At 44.3% G+C, this 21,026-nt stretch carries 19 protein-coding genes; 3 read left to right on the plus strand and 16 right to left on the minus strand.

Features of this window, described 5'->3' with window-relative positions; all coding sequences use genetic code 11:
- Positions 1 to 49: 49 nt before the first annotated feature.
- The gene (locus FS628_RS00715; protein ID WP_145321290.1) at positions 50 to 1,489 is read left to right on the plus strand and encodes a DHA2 family efflux MFS transporter permease subunit; all 1,440 of its coding nucleotides are present in this window, start codon (positions 50 to 52) and stop codon (positions 1,487 to 1,489) included.
- A gap of 94 nt (positions 1,490 to 1,583) precedes the next feature.
- Here FS628_RS00715 and FS628_RS00720 read toward each other — a convergent pair whose 3' ends face one another.
- The 3 genes from FS628_RS00720 to FS628_RS00730 form a co-directional block, all read right to left on the minus strand.
- Positions 1,584 to 2,819 (minus strand): cytochrome P450, encoded by a 1,236-nt coding sequence (locus FS628_RS00720; RefSeq protein ID WP_145317638.1) that lies wholly within the window; start codon positions 2,817 to 2,819, stop codon positions 1,584 to 1,586.
- A 213-nt stretch (positions 2,820 to 3,032) separates the two neighbouring features.
- The gene (locus FS628_RS00725) at positions 3,033 to 3,320 is read right to left on the minus strand and encodes a hypothetical protein (protein WP_145317641.1); all 288 of its coding nucleotides are present in this window, start codon (positions 3,318 to 3,320) and stop codon (positions 3,033 to 3,035) included.
- Positions 3,317 to 4,459 carry an NAD(P)/FAD-dependent oxidoreductase gene (locus FS628_RS00730; RefSeq protein WP_145317643.1) on the minus strand — a complete coding sequence of 381 codons (1,143 nt, stop codon included), beginning with the start codon at positions 4,457 to 4,459 and terminating at the stop codon, positions 3,317 to 3,319. Before FS628_RS00730 ends, FS628_RS00725 begins: the two co-directional genes overlap by 4 nt.
- 295 nt (positions 4,460 to 4,754) lie before the next feature.
- Between FS628_RS00730 and FS628_RS00735 the strand changes: the two genes are divergently transcribed.
- On the plus strand, positions 4,755 to 5,570 hold the full coding sequence (locus FS628_RS00735) for an AraC family transcriptional regulator (protein WP_145317646.1): 816 nt from the start codon (positions 4,755 to 4,757) through the stop codon (positions 5,568 to 5,570).
- Here the strand turns inward: FS628_RS00735 and FS628_RS00740 are convergent.
- The 10 genes from FS628_RS00740 to FS628_RS00785 all read right to left on the minus strand — a co-directional run bounded on the left by FS628_RS00740 (position 5,567) and on the right by FS628_RS00785 (position 16,783).
- A complete protein-coding gene (locus FS628_RS00740; protein ID WP_145317649.1) occupies positions 5,567 to 6,208 on the minus strand; it encodes an HAD family hydrolase in 642 nt (213 codons plus the stop codon). The two genes, FS628_RS00735 and FS628_RS00740, sit on opposite strands and share 4 nt — an antisense overlap.
- Before the next feature lie 39 nt (positions 6,209 to 6,247).
- Positions 6,248 to 6,841 carry a DUF1349 domain-containing protein gene (locus FS628_RS00745; protein ID WP_145317652.1) on the minus strand — a complete coding sequence of 198 codons (594 nt, stop codon included), beginning with the start codon at positions 6,839 to 6,841 and terminating at the stop codon, positions 6,248 to 6,250.
- A gap of 92 nt (positions 6,842 to 6,933) precedes the next feature.
- Positions 6,934 to 8,178: an MFS transporter gene (locus FS628_RS00750; RefSeq protein WP_145317655.1), complete on the minus strand. Its 1,245-nt coding sequence runs from the start codon at positions 8,176 to 8,178 to the stop codon at positions 6,934 to 6,936.
- Positions 8,179 to 8,258: 80 nt separating this feature from the next.
- Positions 8,259 to 9,290: a zinc-dependent alcohol dehydrogenase gene (locus tag FS628_RS00755; protein WP_145317658.1), complete on the minus strand. Its 1,032-nt coding sequence runs from the start codon at positions 9,288 to 9,290 to the stop codon at positions 8,259 to 8,261.
- Positions 9,291 to 9,331: 41 nt separating this feature from the next.
- Positions 9,332 to 10,639 carry an aminotransferase class III-fold pyridoxal phosphate-dependent enzyme gene (locus tag FS628_RS00760; protein ID WP_145317660.1) on the minus strand — a complete coding sequence of 436 codons (1,308 nt, stop codon included), beginning with the start codon at positions 10,637 to 10,639 and terminating at the stop codon, positions 9,332 to 9,334.
- Positions 10,640 to 10,676: 37 nt separating this feature from the next.
- Positions 10,677 to 11,831, minus strand: coding sequence for a glycosyltransferase family 2 protein (locus tag FS628_RS00765; protein ID WP_145317663.1), 1,155 nt, complete (start codon positions 11,829 to 11,831; stop codon positions 10,677 to 10,679).
- Between the two features lie 345 nt (positions 11,832 to 12,176).
- Complete coding sequence (locus FS628_RS00770) at positions 12,177 to 13,790, minus strand: DUF4179 domain-containing protein (protein ID WP_145317666.1); 1,614 nt, start codon at positions 13,788 to 13,790, stop codon at positions 12,177 to 12,179.
- Complete coding sequence (locus FS628_RS00775; protein WP_145317668.1) at positions 13,774 to 14,292, minus strand: RNA polymerase sigma factor; 519 nt, start codon at positions 14,290 to 14,292, stop codon at positions 13,774 to 13,776. Before FS628_RS00775 ends, FS628_RS00770 begins: the two co-directional genes overlap by 17 nt.
- A 243-nt stretch (positions 14,293 to 14,535) precedes the next feature.
- Positions 14,536 to 15,102 carry a TetR/AcrR family transcriptional regulator gene (locus FS628_RS00780; protein WP_036608234.1) on the minus strand — a complete coding sequence of 189 codons (567 nt, stop codon included), beginning with the start codon at positions 15,100 to 15,102 and terminating at the stop codon, positions 14,536 to 14,538.
- 202 nt (positions 15,103 to 15,304) lie between these two features.
- Positions 15,305 to 16,783, minus strand: coding sequence for an Lsa family ABC-F type ribosomal protection protein (locus FS628_RS00785; RefSeq protein WP_145317670.1), 1,479 nt, complete (start codon positions 16,781 to 16,783; stop codon positions 15,305 to 15,307).
- A gap of 580 nt (positions 16,784 to 17,363) precedes the next feature.
- Here FS628_RS00785 and FS628_RS00790 point away from each other — a divergent pair.
- Complete coding sequence (locus FS628_RS00790; protein ID WP_145317672.1) at positions 17,364 to 18,869, plus strand: MFS transporter; 1,506 nt, start codon at positions 17,364 to 17,366, stop codon at positions 18,867 to 18,869.
- A 191-nt stretch (positions 18,870 to 19,060) separates the two neighbouring features.
- On the opposite strand, the gene FS628_RS00795 is transcribed toward FS628_RS00790, so the two are convergent.
- The 3 genes from FS628_RS00795 to FS628_RS00805 form a co-directional block, all read right to left on the minus strand.
- Complete coding sequence (locus tag FS628_RS00795) at positions 19,061 to 19,444, minus strand: hypothetical protein (protein WP_145317675.1); 384 nt, start codon at positions 19,442 to 19,444, stop codon at positions 19,061 to 19,063.
- A gap of 137 nt (positions 19,445 to 19,581) precedes the next feature.
- On the minus strand, positions 19,582 to 20,187 hold the full coding sequence (locus tag FS628_RS00800) for a pentapeptide repeat-containing protein (protein ID WP_145317677.1): 606 nt from the start codon (positions 20,185 to 20,187) through the stop codon (positions 19,582 to 19,584).
- Positions 20,188 to 20,557: 370 nt separating this feature from the next.
- Positions 20,558 to 20,920: an Asp23/Gls24 family envelope stress response protein gene (locus tag FS628_RS00805; RefSeq protein ID WP_145317680.1), complete on the minus strand. Its 363-nt coding sequence runs from the start codon at positions 20,918 to 20,920 to the stop codon at positions 20,558 to 20,560.
- Between the last annotated feature and the right edge of the window lie 106 nt (positions 20,921 to 21,026).

Genomic DNA, 21,026 nt, shown 5'->3' on the forward strand with positions numbered 1-21,026 from the left:
TAGAGTACAAGATGAATTATCCGTAAAGAAAGGCCCGATCCTGTTTATCATGATTTTGGGAGCCTTCCTTGCAACGTTGAATCAAACGATCATGAGCGTCGCTACACCGGAGCTGATGGGTGATTTTAACATCTCCGCCGCCACAGCACAATGGTTAACGACAGGTTACATGCTGGTGAACGGGGTGCTTATCCCCATCACGGCCTACTTCATGCAACGCTTTTCAACCAAACAATTATTTCAGGCTTCGATGTTTATTTTCCTGATTGGTACCATTGTATCCGCTCTTGCTACCAATTTCGGTACTTTGCTGACAGGACGCATGATTCAGGCAGCAGGTGCCGGCATTATCATGCCACTCTTGATGCATGTTATTTTAACTTTGTTTGCTCCTGAAAAACGAGGATCTGCCATGGGTATGGTTGGTTTTGCCATCATTTTCGCCCCTGCAATCGGGCCTACCCTTGCCGGTTATATCCTCGAGAATTACTCTTGGCAAACGATGTTCTACGGCATGATTCCATTAACTCTTATTGTCATTGCCTTTGCGTTTGTATACCTGAAGAATGTATCCGAAAGGGTCAACACGAAGTTCGACACGATCAGTGTGATGCTGTCCACGATCGGATTTGGCGCATTGCTCTATGGTTTCAGCAGAGCAGGAAGTCTGGGATGGTCAAGTGCAGAAGTTCTTATCTGTATCACTGCAGGAATTGTTTCCCTTGCCCTGTTTACATGGCGTCAGCTCGTTTCGGAGACTCCCCTGCTTGATCTGCGGGCTTTCAAGTACAACATGTTCTCCCTGACCACGGTCATTAGTATCGCGATCACAATGATCATGTATGCTGACATGATGCTGCTTCCCCTGTATCTCCAGAACGCACGAGGTTACACTGCGCTGGAGTCCGGATTATTACTACTGCCGGGTGCCCTTGTCATGGGCTTCCTGATGCCTGTAGCCGGAAAATTGTTTGACCGATTTGGAGCGAAATGGCTCGCTGTTATCGGAATGGTGATCACCATCGTGACCACAATTGGTTTCATCGACTTAACGGACTCAACCAGTTATGGTTACCTGGTATTAATGTCAACCGGACGCCGAATTGGTATGGCTTTGCTCATGATGCCGATTCAAACTGCGGGTCTTAACCAATTGCCACCAAGACTCGGTGCACACGGAACAGCTATCTCCAACACCGTCAGACAAGTTGCTGGCGCTGTAGGTACTTCATTGCTCGTAAGTGTCATGACGAGCCGTACTACAGCACATGTACAGGATATGGTAGCTACGGGTGCAGCCAATGGACTCAGTCAAAAACAGTTGGCTACAGAATCCATGATCCAGGGTATCAATGATGCTTATGTTGTTATCATCGGTATCGCTGTTGTGGGATTGGTCCTTTCCTTCTTTATCAAACGTACCAAACAAGCCAAAGAGGAAGAATTCAAACAGGTTGTTAGACAAAAAGTTTCCATGAATTCAAATTAAGTTGTTCAGCCTCATACTTGCATAACAAAGCGGCAGATCAAGACGTTTACGTCTGATCTGCCGCTTTTTAGATTGTGTCCCGTATGATTCCTTCTCACTCCGCAACGATCTTCACTGGCAGATGGGTCAACGACTGCCCCGGAGCTGAAGTGGCGAGATTATTCTCCAGATCAAAGGACTCCACTGGTTCAATTCGAGCAATCTTCTCCACAAATGCTGTCAAGGCAATGCTTAATTCCATCCTTGCCAACGGAGCACCCAGACAAAAGTGTGGGCCATTGCCAAAGGTAAGGTGTTTTTTGTTATTACGACGATGAATGTTTAACTCAAACGGGTCTTCAAACATCTGCTCATCCATATTGGCTGCACTCATCCAGGAGATCACAACATCGCCTTTTTTCAAATCCACTCCAAGCAATTGATTATCCTGCTTCACTGTCCGATGTCGCTTGGTATTGTGGAACCGATAACGAAGCATTTCTTCGACTGCGAGCGGAACCAACTCGGGATTCTGTCTTAGTTGATCATACAAGCTGGGGTCATCATACAGGAATGAATAGAATGTATTTGAAACCATATGGCTGGTTGTCTCAATTCCGGCTCCGAGCAACAGCATCGTCGTTCGAACAACTTCATCATCTGTGAACTTTTCACCCTCCACATCGACGTTCAACAGATCCGTAATGATATCCTCACCAGGGTGGGTCCGTTTATGAACTACAATGGGGTATAGGAATTGATAATACTCTTGCGCTGCAGTCTGCTTTTTCAGTTCACTCTCTTCAGCAGTCTTCGGATTGGTGGGCTGAAACAGAATATCTACCCAGTTCTTGAATCGATGGCTGTCTGTGAGAGGGATGCCGAGCAGGTCCGCCATCACCATGGAAGGCAGCGGAGCAGCTAATGCTTGTACGATATCAATGGTCGTATTCGGCTCAATATCTGCTACCAGTTGCTCTGCAATGTTGCGAATTCGTGGTTCCCAGTTTTTCAGACTACGTGGTGTAAATGCAGCAGATAACAATGAACGACTTTTTTGATGACGGGGAGGATCGATACTTGAGATGTTTAATTTGTCCGGAGGTGTACCTTCGCTGTTCTTCGCCCCAACCGCAATGGTTGTCCGAGTTCCTTCGGCTGAAAAATATTCATGATTGCTCAGGACCTGCTTCACATCATCGTATCTGAACACATTCCAGGTGTCTGTATCTTCGTGATAGTACACAGGATGCTCGGACAACATTTTTCGAAACCAGTGAAGTGGAAAAAACTCTTCAGATCTGGACTGGAAGCCTGTAATGTCCTTAACGCGTATCACTTCTTTGTACATTTGGAATCCACCTCTCAGCATCGTTTTGTGATTGGTTACTTGGTACCTGAATTGACAGTTCAGCACCTGATTCCATTTTATACCACTCGTTCATTCATTGATATAATTCATTTGAACCAAATCAGAAAAACCCCTTATTTAAAGGGGTTTTTCTTTTATACGAATCGTATATTATTGCTATCACCGTTTCAGAGAATAGGTGATATGAACCAATCAGTCGCCAAGTTTCGCCAATGATTCCTGTAGCTGCTCCAGCTGTACAGACAGGTTTTCAATCAAGTTCTGCGTTTGGCTCGACTTTTCCATTAAGGCTTGCTCATCCGAGTCATCTTTCGTTGCATTTCCAATGGATGATGACTTGAGATGCGCCAATTCGCGTTCGTATTTTTCGCGTTCCTCCAAGGCTATTTGCAGTTCTTCTTTCGTCATACCAATCTGATGTTCCAGATATACGATATCGGACGAGTTCGCTCCATCGGATAAACGTTGTGAATATGTCATGGTTCACCTCTTTCAATTTCATCCATTGCTTTGCCAATATGGTAGGGCTCAATATCGATATCCAGCTCCATGCCAAGAGCCAATTTGGCCAGTTGACTCCCGACAAAAGGCCCCATGGTTAAGCCAGAGGCCCCAAGTCCATTTGCTGTAATCAAGCCTTGCCAGCCAGGGACAGCGCCCATTACAGGCAGAAAGCCAGGTGTGAAGGGACGGAATCCAACTCTTACTTCCTGAAATGTGCTATTGGCTAGCCCTGGTGCCAGTTCCAGACCTTTATTCAAAACTTCCTGCATGCCCCCTGCAGTTACTCTTGTATCATAACCTTCCACATCATTTTCATGAGTTGCACCAATCACGATCTTCTGTTGATCAAAGGCCAGCAGATATTGGTCGGAAGGTGGCATGATCACAGGCCAACGGCCTGTATCCTCCCCACCCGTGACATATAGATGCATAATTTGTGCCTTTTGATAGTGCACTTTAAAGTGTATGCCGAGTGGTTTCAGCAGTGAATTGGCCCAAGCACCTGCGCAGACAATGACTTCATCTGCCAGGAAACTTTGATCATGAACACTCACACCAATGACCCGATCCGCTTCGAATTGAAGCGTAGCATCTCCATGAATCAGCGTAGCGCCATTTCGCTGTGCAGACCGGATCAAGGCATCGCGCAGCGCTCTTCCGTCTATACGTGCAGCACCGCTGATATGTACCGATTGATAACGTTCATCCAGTAGAGGAAATCGCTCACGGGTTTCTTTTTCATCCAGAGGTGTAATGTCGCCAATCTCCGGTGCATCTGCTTTTCGAAGGTGTGCCCGTTCTTCCATCTTGTTGATTTTGTCCATATCCGTATGAATACTGAGCGCACCTACTTGAGCATAACCGGTTTCCGTTTCTCCTTCACCTTCAAGCTCCGCTATGATTCCAGGATAGAACCGTGCACCTGCCTTGGCAAGCCGATACCAATCTTGATTGCGTCGCTGTGACAGCCATGGACAGATGATCCCAGCAGCTGCATCCGTCGCCTGCCCTATATCTTTTCGATCTATGATGATTACCTCTGCGCCCTGTTTGGCTAATTGATAGGCTGTTGATGCCCCCAGAATACCCGATCCGACTACGATGACTTTCTTCATGTTTTGCATTCCTTTCCTTAATCACTCATTCATTATAGCGTATACCGTTTCGCATGAAGTTGGCAAGGCAGGCGTACCTTTAGATTCATTAACAGAGAATGATTGGGCCACGGTTCACACTCATCCAACCCATATGGAATTGATGGAGCATTTATTTGAAAACGTTTTATTATCGGTTGCCAATCAATTAAAATAATTCCATTTATGTAATATAATTCTTTCTAGGTTTCTTTTAACGCTGTAACCACGCCACTTACGCACATGATCCTTTAACGAAAAGAGGAATAACACGACGATGCCGAAACCTAGCATGGGGAATCCGCTGGATACCGATATGCCGCTCATGATTACAGGGCAAAACCAGTTGACCGTTGATGAATTGATGAATTGGAGCGACCATTCACGGGATTACAGCATTGTACAGTGCATCGGAGGAACAGGGCGAATCGCAGCAAAGAATCATGAGTTTTCGATCAAAAAAGGGACCGCTCTCATTTTGTTCCCGGAGGTAACGTACCGTTACCACAATCTGAGTGATTCATTACGATTTGATTGTCTGTCTTTCAATGGCTATTTATTGCCACGATTCTTGCATTCCTTGCAGATCGGGGAGCTGCGCGCCTTCAAGCCGGATGGAATGCTTCATATCCTGTTGCATGAAATAACGTTGGCGCTGCAGTCCCGGCACAAGGATCAGATCTGGCACGTATCTGCGTTACTGTACATGCTTTTGGTCAGATTAACCATTGAAGGTGAACGCTATAGTGCTTACGAACGTTCTGATGCCCGATTAAGATTGGATGAACTCATTACTTTTATCAAACAGAATTATCATCAGGATATTTCTCTCCCCATGTTGGCTCAACAGATGGACGTTACCGAGCAGCATCTCAATCGCATATTCAAAAAAGAATTTCAAATGACTCCACTGGAGTATCTGACGCGATATCGGTTGTTGAAAGCCAAGGAAATGCTCATTGAGAATGGTGCCACCACGGCTCATGAAATAGCCAAAGCCGTTGGTTTCAACAGTGCCAGTTACTTTGGATCGGTGTTCAAAAAATACGAAGGGATCTCCCCTATCGAGCTACGCAAGCAATACCTGGATTAAAGAACCTCCACATTGATCTCGGCCAGCGAGGATAACCGCAGTTCATGCATGGCGAATTCCAGACCTCGCGTTACCTCGTTCGGCACGATGATACAACGAATACCTGCCGCATTGGCTGCCTTCAGTCCGTTAGGCGAGTCTTCGAACACGATCGCTTCGGAAGCCTCGATTCCAAGACTTTGGAGAGCAAGAAGGTACAGTTCAGGATCAGGTTTGACTCGCTCCACATCCTCAGAAGTATGAACGACTGTGAAGTAGTCGAAAATGCCTAACTTCTGCAAGTAACCATGTACCCAGTCCCGGGTGGAACTGGAAGCAACCGCAAGCTGAATTCCCTTTTCCCTGGCAGTCTGAAGCAATTCATATACCCCTGGAAGAATGGCAGCTTGCCCCAAATAAGCTTCGTATTTCTGTTCAGAGAGCAGTTTGATATGATCATGATCTATCTTTTTTTGGAGCGCCTGCTCCAGATATAGAAACGGATGAAACTCCTCAAAGGATGTCCCCACATTTTTCGACCACAGCTCCAGACCCAGTTCGAGTCCGTGCTCTTCATATATATCCCGAAACGCATAGTACCAAGGCGTCTCCGTATCCACAATGAGTCCATCAAAATCAAATATAAATGCTTTTACCATGAATCTATTCTCCCTCCAATGGTTGGCCGGGGGAGCGAATTAGAAGCGTGCGGTCAAGTCCGGATGGGTGACGTTCACAGATACAAAGTGACATGAACAGCCCGTTCCAGTTGGCGACTGTGCAACTAATCCAGCTCGTAGTTCCCCCTTGACCGGCATGCCGAAATATCGAATTAGTTTCCACTCATCCCCATCGGGTGAATAAAAGAATGATATGCAGTCTTCTACTTTGCGTATACGCAGGTAGGGATTAGGAACGGAGACTTCAACCGAATTGCAATCATCGGATGAACCATCACGTGTCACTACAGACACGATGGTAGGCACTTTTCCATCATATTCAAAACAAATTTTGCACCAGTTACGATCATCCGCCATCACCATCAGACAACCGGAATCATATTGATTTTTCATATCCACAGTCAACTGGGTTGTGATTTCGAAGTCTCCAGGCACAGGCATGGATAAGAACGGTGCCGTTGCACGAATGTGTTTCCCTGCTGGATCTTGAAAAAAGTCTGTATCCGCCTGTGCTTCCACCAACACACCTCCCTGATCCGTATAGGACCAGGTCTCAGGCTCGTTCATCCAGCTCCATTGCTTCCGTGCTTCTGTTGTCATTACGTTAGTCATTTCTTAGCCTCCCAAGTAAAATATGTTTTAGTTATATGTTTTAGTTTTTTTCTGTACTACATATTCGCTCCAGATACAGTAAACCCCTTTTTCTACATATTTTTGTAAGGTTCCAGCACTTGGGAGTGCTTTTGCGGATCTGGCAGGAAGAACATAATGACCATGAGTACGATATACAGACCAAGAATGACACTGAACAACAGCGTTGGATTGTGATGGTAGAGCAATCCCGTCAGATAACCGGATGGAATGGCTGTAAGCGTCATGACTGTCTGCACGGCCGAGAACATATCGGCTTTCTCATGCGTCCCCAATCGGTTCATCAGCAGGGAATCCCGATATGTCTGCAGAATGAAGTTACCCGCAGCGAGCACGATTAGCGTGAGAAACAACATCGCGATATTCCCCACAGGGATCAATAGAAATAGAATAGCTCCTGCCGTACTGAGTACAATGGAAAAACCAACATACTTTTCTTCCGAACGCCGTTTCAGTCGCGGAATGATGACCAGATAGAGCAGCATGACGGTTACTGCGGTTACAACCGGAATAAACGAAATGACACGGTCATCAAACTTCAACTGTTCCTTGAAGAAAATGACCTGAAAGAAGTTCAGCTGCAAGATCAGATTGGATAATACCGTTATCAAAATGATCGGAAAAAGTCTCCGTTTGTAGAACGACTTGCCGAACAGGCGCAGACTTGAACCCAAACTCTGAAGGACGCGGGTTTTGCTATGCAACCCCATAAGCTCCTTGCCGACCTCGGTCTCATCCGTGTATCGGTTACGAATGAAGAACATCGCAGTCATCAGAATGCCCCCGACAAAGTAAATGCTGGCGAGTGTAGGCACAATACCATAATCAGCAATGACTACCCCGGCAATAGGTGTTAATACTCCGGCTCCTGTAATGATCATGTTGAGAATGGCAAACACCTTCGATCGTTTGTGTTCCTCCACATCCTCTATGATCAGACAGTTAAAGGCGACCGTTACAAACTTGGATGTTGCGTTTAGTAAATAAGCGATCAGAAACAGCCAGAAATTCTGAGAGAAGGCCCAGATGAACATGGGAACACTCCATGCAAGCAGATCAAAGATCAGCGTTGTTCGTTTCCGGCCCAGCTTATTCGTAATGGAACCCGCAAACAATTGGAAGATAAAGGCAAAATAAAGATTCACCGAATTGATTAAACCGATTTCAATGTCCGAAAGTCCGGCTTCCTTCATATATAAAGGAGCGTAAAAGAGAACGATCGTGCCCGGAATGGCCCATACCGGTTCGAGTAAAATGGAGTAGCGTGGATTCTTCGGCAAATCTTGAAGCAATTTCAATCGATATCCCTTCTTTCTGCGGTTTTCACCGCTGCGATATCCTACTTCTCGCAGCGGCGAACCCGCTAATGTCTACATACTTATAGGATCAGAGCTGTTTTGACCGAATTCATCGGCAATTTCTCTCCAGTATGCATGTCATAACCAATCGTTCCATTGAAGGCCTGTTCATAATCACTCAGCAGTTCCTTGGCTGTCACCATCTGCTCCAGTTCCGGAATACTCTGTGCAAATTTTAGTGCCGTGCTGATCATCGAGTGATTCGCCACCGCACCGATGATACTAATACCATCATTAATTACGGCTGTAGATTTGAACGTCACCTCATAGCTGTCGTCATACCCCATAGGAATGATTTTCCCGCCTTTGGCAATCAGCTCAAACCCTACATGAAGCTGGTTACCAACCGCGTCCACTACAATATCAAACTTTTTGTTATTATTGATCTCGTATACTTTATCGAGTGTCAGATCCTGAGGATAGAACACATGATCCGCGATCCCTGAAGCGAACTCTTTGCGGTATGGATCAACTTCCGTGCCTACAGTAAGCCTTGCCAATCGTTTGCTAACTAGCTGACACAGGGAACCGATTGCACCAGAACCGAGGACCAGTACGGAGTCACTTGGCTTAGTCCCTGCTTTCATGAACGTCTGAAGTACACACCCCAGTGGTTCGATCATCATGGCCGTTTCCCAGCTCATGGAATCCGGAATGGCATAGATATACTTCTCGTCCCCGACAAAATATTCAGCAAAGGTTCCGTGTGTCGTCATCCCTACTTGATAGTCATCAAAATTCTCGCAGTAGATGAACAGACCTTCGCGGCAATAAGAGCAGGTACCGCAAGATTGCGTGGGATCAACCAATACCCGATCACCGATCTTGAAACCACGAACTTCATCACCCATCTCAACTACGGTGCCCACACCTTCATGACCAATGATCGTTCCTTTATTCGCAGGCACTTTGCCTTTGACAATATTCAGGTCTGTCCCGCAGATGCCTGAACCATAGATTTTAATTTTTACCTGATTAGGTTTTTGAATGGATGGCTCATCAATATCCTGGTATGCCACCTGTTTGAGATCCTGATATACGAGTGCTTTCATTGAATATTCCTCCTAGTCGATTGTCGAATTCTATTTATGGATTAAGCTTCAAACGTTTTCGAAAGTTGCATGGAATGAAGATGTTCCTGCTTCTGATTCTCTTTCCAGTCTGACAGGATCTGCAACAGCGCTTCCTCAACCCACAACAACTCTTCACGTGTATGAGCATCGGAGAAAATAAAGTAGCCTTTGGTGAAAATGCCGAAGTGAGCCATCTTCTTCACCATGAACTCGCGGAAAGGGTCCGTTTGGAAGTTATCTTCAGCCAAGGATTGAATGCAGAAGCTTGCATACGTTCCCTTCACTTCCAATTGATCCGTCAATCCCAGTAACACAAGTTCAGATTCCAGACGATCCATGATCCGGGTTGCCGGATCACGCCAAGTCGGCCATACTTTCGCATTCTTCATTAGTCGTTCACAGGCAATGGCTGCCGCGAGCGCTGTCGTTTCGCTGGAATGGGCATTGCTGAATCTGACCTGTCCTGACAAGGACATTAGATGCTGAGGTCCCATAACCGCTGCGAGAGGTAAACCGTTCGCCATACCTTTCGAGATGCAAAGCAGATCAGGCCAGATATCATATTCTCCTGCTGTAGCCTGCTTGCCCATCCGAATACCGGAAGTTACCTCATCGAATATGATAATGATGTCCAGGGACCGGCACAGGGTTACCACTTCCCCCAGCGCTTCCTTTTTCCACTCATTGGGACATAGAACTATACATGCGATATCCTCGGGAGATGAGGTAATCTGGGCCTCAATTCGCTCTGCTGTGGGCTTGTTCACCCAGATCGTTGAACGCTCGATATCTACCGGGATGCCACGTTCTTTCGTCTCGCCACCATAATAACCATAGGCGGACCAATCGTGCCACCCGTGATAAGCTGTCGCAATAACCTTGCTTTTCCCACTTGCAGCGCGGGCTAGACGTACAGCCCCACTCACTGCATCGGCACCACTTTTGGTGAAGCGCAGTGACGGATAGCGACCCTCGAACCGCTCCAGAATCAACTCGGCACATTCCAGTTCGATGTCGGCCGGAATCGAAAAGCTTGTCCCTTTTTTCAGCTGGTGAATGACGGTGAGTTGGACTTCATGTCTGGCATGGCCCCATGGTGCCGTACCCATGGCCATCTCGCAATCCAACCATTCATTGCCGTCAATATCTGTGAATCGGGAATTGTAAGCCTCTGCACAACACACGGGTGTATGTCCCGGGAATAAACGTTCAGGTGCTTTGGCTAAAGTGCTGCATCCGCTCGGAATAACCTTTTCGACTTGTTCCAACCACTCCAGATTACGGGTAAATCGTACGGCACGATCCAGCGTGCTCTCTTTTTCTTTCACCTTAAGTACCTCCCTGTTTACTTTCGTTGTGAGTGAATTACCGAACTTTCGTTCCAGGCCAGCATCCATCGTATATGCGATCCATCGTAATCACATTGCCATACAGGTCAATGATCAGATCCTTGGCTCGATGAGCATGTCTCATCTCAATCCAGTAGCGGTTCTCCAGCAAACGGGCGAAATTGTCCACCAAGAACAGTAACCGGTTCTCACTATGAATCAGTTCCTTGCCCAGTACCTGCGGCAGCCAGATGGCTCCGTTGGAATTGAAGCGGTTCGAATAGTCACGTACTTCGGCTACATTGGCAAATTCGGCTTCATGCAGCTTGGTCCAGAACGTATCGGCATCACTACGCACTTCTGCAAGATCAATGCCGACAATCGGCAGATGCTGATATTCCCCTTGGCTTTCCAGCTGTGCTTTCAGATGACTGAAAACGAAAGGCCACACATCAGCCTCGATTTGACCGCCCCACTTTTTCCAGAAGCGTGCCAGATTGTTCTTGCGGTTGAAGTTGCGGTGAATACCGCTGCTACGTTCCCAGTGGTATGCTTGAATATTCGGGTTAATGACCGTATCGTATCCCGCAGCCCGTGCTCGCATCTGATAATCAAAATCCTCGTACCCGTTAAAGAACTTCTCATCGAGGTTACCGATGGTCTCGTAGACCTCCCGCTTCATGCCGAACATGGCGAACACCACCAGTTGAACAGAGAAGGTTTCTTTCGGGATATCATCAGGGGATGCATTCAGGAACAGGTGTCGGCCGATGGTGTCTGCAAAAGCAATACCGCAGTGCTGCACGCCTCCTGTTTGCGGATACAACAGAACGCCTCCAATCATGCCAATCGTAATATCGCTGTCCAGTGTCTCTTTCATCATCGGTTGCCAGTTCGGTTGAAGAATGGTGTCGGAATCCAGGAAGAAAATGTACTCTCCCTTGGCAAGACTGAGTGCGCTATTAATCGACACGGCGCAACCGAGTGGAAAATCATGCTGAAGAATCTCGATGGTCACACCTTCTCTTACTTCTTGCTTCAGTTTATCCAGATGTTGAAAAACGGCTGAACCGGAACCATCGTTGATGAAAATAATCTGAGTGGATGGACTTACCGTCCGGAGCAACGAATCAGTGAACAGGTTCAGAATGTTATAGTCCTGGTTGACTGGTACAATAATGGTGTAAAGCATGGAATCCCTCCTGATTGGGTTGATGGAATGAGTACGTAAGCTGATTCGAACTGCACAATTGCAGGTGTTTCTGTCCGGCCCCCTCGTTTGAAAATTTTGTCTTTATTTGGTAATGATTTGAATCTACTAGAAATTTATATCATTTTTTGTAAACTTGAAATCTTAAATTCTGAACTCTGTTAATATTTGAATATGTGAGAAAAGCAAACTTTTTATGGTTTCATCCTGTTTTTACGCTGCTGCAACGCAAAAAAACACCCTCAGAGAGTCTCCGTACCACATGTAACGGATTTCTCTCTGAAGGTGTTAAATTGTTCATCAAGCTCAAATAATGAATTACTTTACCTACAGTTGAATCTCTACATTTCTGTCCGGATCGCTGTATTTATAGATGCCCGGATTCAGTTCAATATGTCCATCAAATGGAACATCTTTGTAGGTGTCTATATGAATTTTTGCAGGTGTCATCCCTTGGGGGTTAATTTCAGGAACGATTTCTTTGCCATTGATCCGTAGCATTGTTTGGTTAACTCCTTTGAAGCCAGGGGAGTTGGATTGTGACTCTACAATTAAATTCTCCCCATCAGTATAGTAAGTAAATTGTATTACAAGTCCATCGACAGTGAGTTTGGTATACTGCTTTTGTTTTTTGGGTTTATTTAAATTGATCCAGTTCTTAGTGGTATCTCGTTTCTCAACAACGGCATCTTTTAAGATGAGTTTCATTGGAACATCAGACCAGTTTTGATACCACTCAGGAGATTCAAAATGAAACAAATGCTGATTATTTTCAGAACGCCCCCCTTTTGTTGTTTGCACCCCCGTGATTGTTTTATCATCTATAATCATCTGAATCGATTTATATTGAACAATACCTTCTGTATATGAACCTTCTTCATCAATTAAAATCTGAAGATTCAATGGAGTAATCACCAGTTGCTCTAAAGTAACACCGGTTTTTGCTTGGAATTCAGGATTGGTATACAGTTTTTTCGTATATATCGCCTCACTTGCTTTTTTCCCATTTGCGACAAAATCGAATTTCCAAGTACCTGTCAATCGTTTTGCTGCTTCAACATAATTGAAATGAAGGTTTGCATTCGCCCAATCCGCTTTCGATATATCAAATACCTGTTCAATCAACAATCCTTTTTCTTCGTTAGGCAAGATGGTCGGAATAGCATCTACAACCTGGGCCCCGGTATGAACTCTCAAGCGAGGATTGACGCTTTCCAAATCTGATGATACTACCTCGACTTTATAACGGATGACCGTTTGATTATCTGCATGTCTAACCGATTCAATATGAATCGCCGGAAACTGTGAAACGCCAGTAACCATTGATTTCCCAGTATGTTGATTAGATTTTAGGAAAATATCCCTATCCCGATAAAGAATAAGATTCTTTGCTTCGAATGTAAACTCTTTGGTACCGCCCTTTAAAGTATCAGCTGTTTCATAGATCCCAATGAGTTTCTGACTATCAGGATCGTGCCCCAAATAACCATATACGTTCGCTCTCGCATCGGATTCTCCTATTATAGTATTTTCCTCAGTCGCAAATTCACTATATGGAGAAAGATCGATTGATGTGTCCAGAGATATGAGCATCTTCATTTTTTCTCCATCTGTTACAACACCGCTTAGATTCATTGTCACACCTGAACTAGCGGACTGAAGATCATATTGCTGACCGATACCATTATTTATTGCGCTTGCGACGCCCCGGCCTCCGATTCGATCCCAATCAATCGTCATACTGGCGAATACAGGAATAGCAACAAGTAAGAAAAAAGTAAAAATGATGCTTATAGGAATTGCTTTAGCTCGATATCCAGTAGGCTTTTGTGAAGATTTCACATTGACTCGTCGTTTATGTGCTTCTTTTTCAATGGTTGTCCACATCAAGTCATAATCCGGATGAGATATATTTTTTTCCTTATTAGAATACTGATTCATTATTACTCAGCTCCTTTAGTTGAGGTTCAACCATTTTATTGAGAAGTTTCAATCCTTTGTTTAATCTGGATTTTGCAGTCCCTTCAGGTATGTTCATAACTTTAGAGATCTCAGGTACAGTCAAATCATTGATAAATCGAAGGACAACAACCGTCCTAATCTTGTCAGGAAGCCCACTATATAATCCTCGTAGCTCTTCTTTTGTTTCCCTATGGTACACACCCTCTTCCACAGGGTTATAACTCTGGGATTTGGACAACAAATAATGCCGCACTTCTTTCAACCATCCAGATTTCCGTCTTCTCATAACGCTATGACACTCATTTGAAGCAATTCGCAATATCCATGATTTCATGTTCCTTACCTTAGTTCTGTCAGCCAGAATAACTTTGACAAATACTTCTTGGCAAATGTCCTCGGCATCTGCTTGATTCTTCATCAGATAATAACAGAAGTAATAAACTTGCTCTTTATACAATTCAAAAATTTCTCTGTCAGTCATTCTATCCCCCCCTTTGCCGTGTTTTCATTAATAAGACAAATAATGTTATGTAATCGTTCATTTTGTTTATAGTTGGTTTTGCTAAATTCTCAGCTACCTAGAATAGATTAGTTCAATGTCTCTGCTTGAACAGGTATGTATACATGTAAACAAGCAAAAAAAGCCGCTAAATTAGCGACTTTATGAAGTCATTTGGTCATCGAGTAACGAGTTGATGCTGTTGTGTTAGTCTCACCCCTATTTTCACCTCTGCTTAAATCCATGATAAAACGTGTCTACTACAAGCGCAGGGGCTGCTTTTCTCGCGATATGACCACTTACAACCTGCTGCCACGTCAGGAACATGATGGAATACAGGACATCCACAATCCAGGTTTTATCCAGATCGGAGCGGAAATAACCTTTCTGTTGCAACAAACCAACCGCATGCAATACAGGTTCTCTCAGTTTCAGATCTGCTCCCTCAATCTCGGGATTATAGTTAATGGTGGTGTCATGAGCCAGAAAATAAATTTTGTCGCCTAATGGAATAAGCGCTTCAATCAGCTCGGGTATGTACTTTTCACAGTGCTCCTCATCCAGTTGGATTTCTTTCATGGTCTCACTGACCACTTCGATTGCGCGTAATCCCAGATAAACCATGAGCTGTTCGCGGCTTTCCACATATCGATGTAAAGTCGCAATCCCGATTTTTGCAGACTCTGCAATTTCATTCATGGAAGCATTCGGCTTTTCAATCAGCAACTTGGTCGCCTCGTCCAGAATGGAATGTAGCCTCGTTTGTTTGATTGTTGTCATTTCTTTTTTCATAGGTATTACACCTCTTGGCGAATTAGTCTACAATTGATCTGATCATCCATCATATGATTGGATGAGATTATAAAATTATAGCATACATTCTTGCGATATCGCATTCTGAACGCAACAGACCACCTTTTATATTCGTGCTGTAAAACTTAAAAGCCGCCATTCGGCGGCTCTTAGCATGATCTCTTTTATCTCAGTCCGTTGCTTATAGTTCAATGATTCTTGTTGCAATATTTGCGCAAAATTCACTGTCATGCTCTACAAAAAGCAGGGTTGGGGAGTATTCCAGCAGCAATTCTTCGATCTGCATACGTGAAATGACATCCACAAAATTGAGTGGTTCATCCCAAATGTGCAGATGAGCTCTCTCACTAAGGCTTTTAGCAATGAGCACTTTCTTTTTTTGGCCTGCGCTAAATGTTGAAATATCTTTCTCCAATTGCAGTCTGGAAAAATCCAACTTTCGGAGTATCGATTTGAACAGGCTCTCATCAATCCCTTGCGTCAACGCATATGCGGACAAATGTCCTTCGAGATGAGACGTGTCCTGCGACACATATGAGATTATGAGCTGATGATCCTTACGTAGAAGACCCGTATAAGAGATATCTTCATCACAGATCAGTTTAAGGATACTTGATTTGCCAGATCCATTTTTTCCGTACAGGGCAATTCGATCCCCTTTTTCAACCGTGAAGTTAACATCCTTACACACCATATTGGAGCCGTATGCTATCGACACATGTTCCAATTCGACAAGTTCATTCTTGTGAAAATCCAGCTGATGAATCTGTAGAGCTTCTGCACTCTCTATATTTTTGAGAAGTTTGGACTTTTCATGAATCGCCGATTGCTGCCTTTGTTCAATATTTTTGGAACGCTTCATCATCTTGGCAGCCTTGTGTCCAATATATCCTTTATCTACCTTGGAACCGGAGTTTCTCGTTCCGTTTTTGGTTTTTTCGACTTCATGCGACCATCCACCCGTCCGTTTGGCTGAATCGGATAAACGTTTGATATCCTTCATTAATTTCTCATTACTTGCAAGTTCGAACTGATCTTGCCTTCTTTTGTTCTCCCACCAAGCCGAGAAATTACCTTTCTGAATCTCAATATCATTCTTATTGATTGAAAGGATGTGGTCTACGCTGTGATCCAGAAACGCCCGATCGTGAGATACCAGAATAAACCCGCTCTTGCTGCGAAGATAATTACTGACGAGTTGTCTCGCATGAAGGTCAAGATGATTGGTAGGTTCATCAATGAGCAAAAACCGATTATCCTTCAGAAACAAAGCGGCGAGCATGATCTTCGTCTGTTCTCCATTGGATAAAGTATCGAAAGGCCGATATAGAACATCTTCCGATACCTTTAACAAGTTCAGCTCTCGCACAAGTTGCCAGTGAAGATAGTCAGGATGAATCTCGCCGATGACATCGAGGGTCATCGCTCCCTTATTCTCTACATGGAAAGGAAAATATTCAAAGCTAACATTCGCAGAGATATGTCCACTGTATTCATATTTACCGAGCAACAGATTGAGGAAGGTCGTTTTGCCTCTGCCATTCCTTCCGGTAAAACCCAATTTCCAGTCGGAGTCCAACTGGAAGCTTACATTTTCAAATATGTTATCGTAACTGCCTTCATAGGCAAAGGTCAGGTTGGTAACGTTGATTAAAGACATACAGATCATCCTTTTTATGTGAAATATAAAAGTAAACTAACGGGATTTGATCATTTAACATGACATGGATTCCCTCACTTTAATATTTGAACATAATCAGAATTTAGATTCGCTTATACAATAAAGGAACCTGGCGATATACCATTCAGCGCCAAGTAGATCTATGCATAGGAGGACAAAGTGCCGGATTCTGATTAGCTATATTGTGAACCATGCCACTGTTCATGTTCGTTGACAGGTCCACATAAACATCCACAACCTCTAATTCCGTCATTACTCTATCCCCCCTTGGAAATCTCACATTTTAATACAGAAAACTTAACATGGAATACGACATGGGTCAAGGCAGTACAGCCTCGGTCACATCTTCCACACTCGTACCTTTAAACCATTGCGTAATCTGGCTTACACACCTCTACGTAAATCTTGATGATGTACTCTTGGAGATTACACCATGTACATATGTAGTCTAAGTTCTATCAAGATGGCTTCATTATAGTGTGTAAAGAAAAGTTTGACTATAGGGTTACCCTATAGCTTAGTCTGGAATTGTAAGTTATTCATATTGTCGGAGGGAAACATGTCAAAATTCAAACGTTGGATGATTCTTGTTATTGTCTCAAGTGCATTATTACTCATTGTGATGGATATGACCATCCTGTACACAGCCCTACCCAGCTTGACCCATGATCTCGGTGCATCAGCTTCGGAGAAATTATGGATTCTCAACGGTTACTCCCTTGTCATGGCTGGGCTGCTGCCTGCAATGGGAACACTCGGAGACCGTCTTGGTCATAAAAAAATATTCACCCTGGGATTGCTCGTCTTTTCTGCTGCTTCTCTTGCTGCTGCCTTTTCTCCAGTACCTGCTGTGCTGGTCATGAGCAGAATTCTTCTTGCCGTAGGCGCATCCATGATGATGCCAGCAACATTGTCCATCATCAGAGTTACGTTTACGAATGAACGAGAGCTCGCACTGGCGATTGGCATATGGGGTTCCATTGCGTCAGGTGGTGCTGGACTGGGACCGATTGTCGGTGGACTGCTTCTTCAACATTTCTGGTGGGGCTCTGTGTTTCTGATTAACCTGCCTATCGCTATTCTCGCGTTTGTATTCGCCTTGAAAATGATTCCTAACCACCAAGGGGATGCGTCGAAAAAGTGGGATTTCACCAGTTCCATTCAGATCATGATTGCCATGGTCGGAATTATCTATTCCATCAAGGAATTCACAAGACGCGAAGGATCTCTCACACTCGCTATCCTTGCTGCAGTGATTGGCGTTCTGTCCCTTATCATCTTTATTCGCCGTCAGAATAACAGTACCCACCCGCTTCTGGATCTGTCCTTGTTCAAAATTCCAAGATTCAGCACCGGCTTTATAACCGCACTGGTAGGCTTATTCGCACAAATGGGTGTGCAATATATGGTCACTCAGCGACTTCAGCTTGTGGAAGGCATGTCACCGCTTCAGGCTGGACTATTCACCCTATCCATACCTGTTGCAGCACTCATTGCCGGACCTGTTACGGGGACTATCATGCACCGTGTGGATGTTGTATATATCAAAAGCTTCTCTCTCTTCATCGCTGCCCTTGGCATGGGGACGTATCTGATGTATTTCAATGCTGGGTTAACCGGGCAGATTATCGGTTTGGCACTACTTGGTGCAGGTCTTGGTTCAGGAATGACTGCTGCATCACATTCCATTATGAGTTATGCACCACCTCACAAAGCGGGTATGGCCGCATCCATTGAGGAAGTAGGTTATGAGCTGGGCGGAGCATCCGGTATTGCGATCATCGGCAGCATGTCGACCTTGTTCTACACACTGGCAATGAAGATTCCTGCAGGCATTCATGTGCCGTCCAATGTGAAGGACAGTCTGGATGAAGCACTTCTTGCCGCCGAAAGCTTGCCTGCCGCGTCTGCTGAATCACTCACAAATGCCGCCTTTGCTGCTTTTGACCAATCCTTCTTTGTCGTCATTGCAGGTGTGACCGCATTTCTGTTCATTGGTGCTCTGATTATGAGCTGGGTTGCCGTGCGCTTGAAACGAGCCCAAAAGCACAGCGTTAAAACATAATGAAATTCATTTCATGAGACAAAGCGAGGTATATACGAAATAAAGAAGAGGATTAACTACTGACCGTCGATAAACTTAAACAGCTTGTTACCATTTTCAATTGAAATTAACGTCAAAAACCATTACCTGATTTGTTTCAGGTAATGGTTTTTGATATGCCTGATAACCGAAGCTTACCACCATGCGGCACCTCACGGAAGGTAGGCATCCTCTACCTCAACTTTTCGTTCATTCCCCATCGCAATGTATCTTACGTTAATGACATTTCCTTTCTGAAAGTGGGGAATATGTGTGATCGGGATATAAGTCTCTACAATTGTTGGGAAGGTGCGGCCGTCAACTTGGGTTACCGTCAAATCCAATCGCACGCCAGGCCTTCCATCCATACTGGATGATGTCTGTACAATATCATGAATGATTGCTTCTGTTGGAATTCCGTCCATCAGAATGCTCTTGCGAAGGTGCTGTTGCTCTTTATTGTTACGTAGCAGTTTAAATGCCATAAGCGTAGTGATCGTGCCTGTTATAAGCCCAAAGACAATAATAGCAACAAAAGTAATTAATGTGACCGTCATGATGGCCTCCTTTTATTTGAAACTTATGTTGACTACTTCTTGTTTATATCTCTTTTTCCTGCCTATTTTCTTGAATAGGAACGCTTTAAAGTCAAAAAAGCCGCCTTAAAGGCGGCTTCTTGCTGTGTATGTTCAACTCAATCTACTTTCGCACCATACGAGCGTACAAACAGAACGGCTTGTTCGCGATCCAAACGTACGCCTTTGATATCCAGTGATTTCAGATCAATTCCTTCCAGATTAGCCCCTCTTAGATCGGCCCCTTGTAGCTTAGCTCTGCTCAATACGACTCTGGTAAGATCACAGTCTCTCAAATCCGCTTTGGTGAAATCCGTGTCTGTAAAGTCGGCTTCAAAGAAACGAATTCCTCGTAAATCCTGTTTGCCTAATCGGGTATGTCTCAGATTCGTATAAGACCAATCGCCCTGACTCAGGGTAATGCCATCCATTTGCGCACCTGAAAAGTCCGATCCTGTCATCTTGCAAGAACTGAATTTGGAAGCAAAGAGATTCGCACCCCCAAATGAACAGTTTTCAAATGCTGATTCCGTATGTATTGAACCGTTCATGGATGCCCCTTTGAAATCACATTCAATGAATCGACAGTTACTTGTCTCGATTTCCTCCATAGAAGCGTTCATGAATGTACATTGTTTGAAAACACAGCTTATGAGTTCTCCGTATCGCAGATCACGTCCCTCAAAATGTACTGCATCATATTCCTGATCCTTGTATTGAAACACCGATTACACCCCATCTTGTTTGATTATCCGTCTTTCTTCATTAAAAGAACTTTTTATACTATACCACACCCCTGTCAAGTACCTGCTTAAACACAAAGGAAAGTCAAGTTACTTTTTTTATGAGAAAAATCTGATAACTAAAAAAGGAACGCCTAAAGCGTCCCTTCAACCCACACCTTTAACTTGGGCTTATGTGGGCTTATGTGTATGGACCTTCCAGTTCCTTCATCTATTCGTATTAGACAACATTACACCTGTTTTTTGGACATCCTGTACAGGGATAGCGCAGGTTTATTGGGATAACACATCATCATGCCCAGTGTTTGGCTACCCATTTTGGCTTCATAGCGTATTGGGAGCTAAATTTGGACTAAAACCTCGCATCAGGTTGATTCAGTGAAATGCCCTCAACGATCACGTTCACCGTATCAATGGTTAAACCGGTCAGCTGTTCAACATGCACTCTCACATTGTTCTGCAATTCCCTGCAGACTTCATGCACTTTCGTTCCATAACGAACGACAACCTTTAAATTAATCTCCAGTCTGGATTCTACCTTGCGGATAGCTATGCCATTTTGCAGACTTTTCCCACTCCACTTTTTGGTGATCCCTTCTACAAGTCCTGTCGACATGGAGGAAATCTCACTGGTGGTATTCGCGATCTTGCCGACAATTTTGGAGATCACATCATCCGATATTTGAATTTTTCCAAGAACATTTTGAATGGACATCCCATGTCCTCCTCTTTATCTTCATTTTTTGATAGTTAGTTATATCATTTAATATAAATATAAATCATCTCGAGTTCGATTTCAACTTTTGAATTTAGTCCTCCAC

Source organism: Paenibacillus xylanexedens (genome assembly GCF_007676705.1).
In the GTDB taxonomy this organism is placed as follows: Bacteria; Bacillota; Bacilli; order Paenibacillales; family Paenibacillaceae; genus Paenibacillus; species Paenibacillus xylanexedens_C.

Excerpts from the sequence above, each read along its gene's own strand:
- FS628_RS00715 (WP_145321290.1), top strand. The coding sequence starts at position 50 with ATGATTTTGGGAGCCTTCCTTGCAACGTTGAATCAAACGATCATGAGC.
- FS628_RS00720 (WP_145317638.1), bottom strand. The coding sequence starts at position 2,819 with ATGTACAAAGAAGTGATACGCGTTAAGGACATTACAGGCTTCCAGTCC.
- FS628_RS00725 (WP_145317641.1), bottom strand. The coding sequence starts at position 3,320 with ATGACATATTCACAACGTTTATCCGATGGAGCGAACTCGTCCGATATC.
- FS628_RS00730 (WP_145317643.1), bottom strand. The coding sequence starts at position 4,459 with ATGAAGAAAGTCATCGTAGTCGGATCGGGTATTCTGGGGGCATCAACA.
- FS628_RS00735 (WP_145317646.1), top strand. The coding sequence starts at position 4,755 with ATGCCGAAACCTAGCATGGGGAATCCGCTGGATACCGATATGCCGCTC.
- FS628_RS00740 (WP_145317649.1), bottom strand. The coding sequence starts at position 6,208 with ATGGTAAAAGCATTTATATTTGATTTTGATGGACTCATTGTGGATACG.
- FS628_RS00745 (WP_145317652.1), bottom strand. The coding sequence starts at position 6,841 with ATGACTAACGTAATGACAACAGAAGCACGGAAGCAATGGAGCTGGATG.
- FS628_RS00755 (WP_145317658.1), bottom strand. The coding sequence starts at position 9,290 with ATGAAAGCACTCGTATATCAGGATCTCAAACAGGTGGCATACCAGGAT.
- FS628_RS00765 (WP_145317663.1), bottom strand. The coding sequence starts at position 11,831 with ATGCTTTACACCATTATTGTACCAGTCAACCAGGACTATAACATTCTG.
- FS628_RS00770 (WP_145317666.1), bottom strand. The coding sequence starts at position 13,790 with ATGAATCAGTATTCTAATAAGGAAAAAAATATATCTCATCCGGATTAT.
- FS628_RS00775 (WP_145317668.1), bottom strand. The coding sequence starts at position 14,292 with ATGACTGACAGAGAAATTTTTGAATTGTATAAAGAGCAAGTTTATTAC.
- FS628_RS00780 (WP_036608234.1), bottom strand. The coding sequence starts at position 15,102 with ATGAAAAAAGAAATGACAACAATCAAACAAACGAGGCTACATTCCATT.
- FS628_RS00785 (WP_145317670.1), bottom strand. The coding sequence starts at position 16,783 with ATGTCTTTAATCAACGTTACCAACCTGACCTTTGCCTATGAAGGCAGT.
- FS628_RS00790 (WP_145317672.1), top strand. The coding sequence starts at position 17,364 with ATGTCAAAATTCAAACGTTGGATGATTCTTGTTATTGTCTCAAGTGCA.
- FS628_RS00795 (WP_145317675.1), bottom strand. The coding sequence starts at position 19,444 with ATGACGGTCACATTAATTACTTTTGTTGCTATTATTGTCTTTGGGCTT.
- FS628_RS00805 (WP_145317680.1), bottom strand. The coding sequence starts at position 20,920 with ATGTCCATTCAAAATGTTCTTGGAAAAATTCAAATATCGGATGATGTG.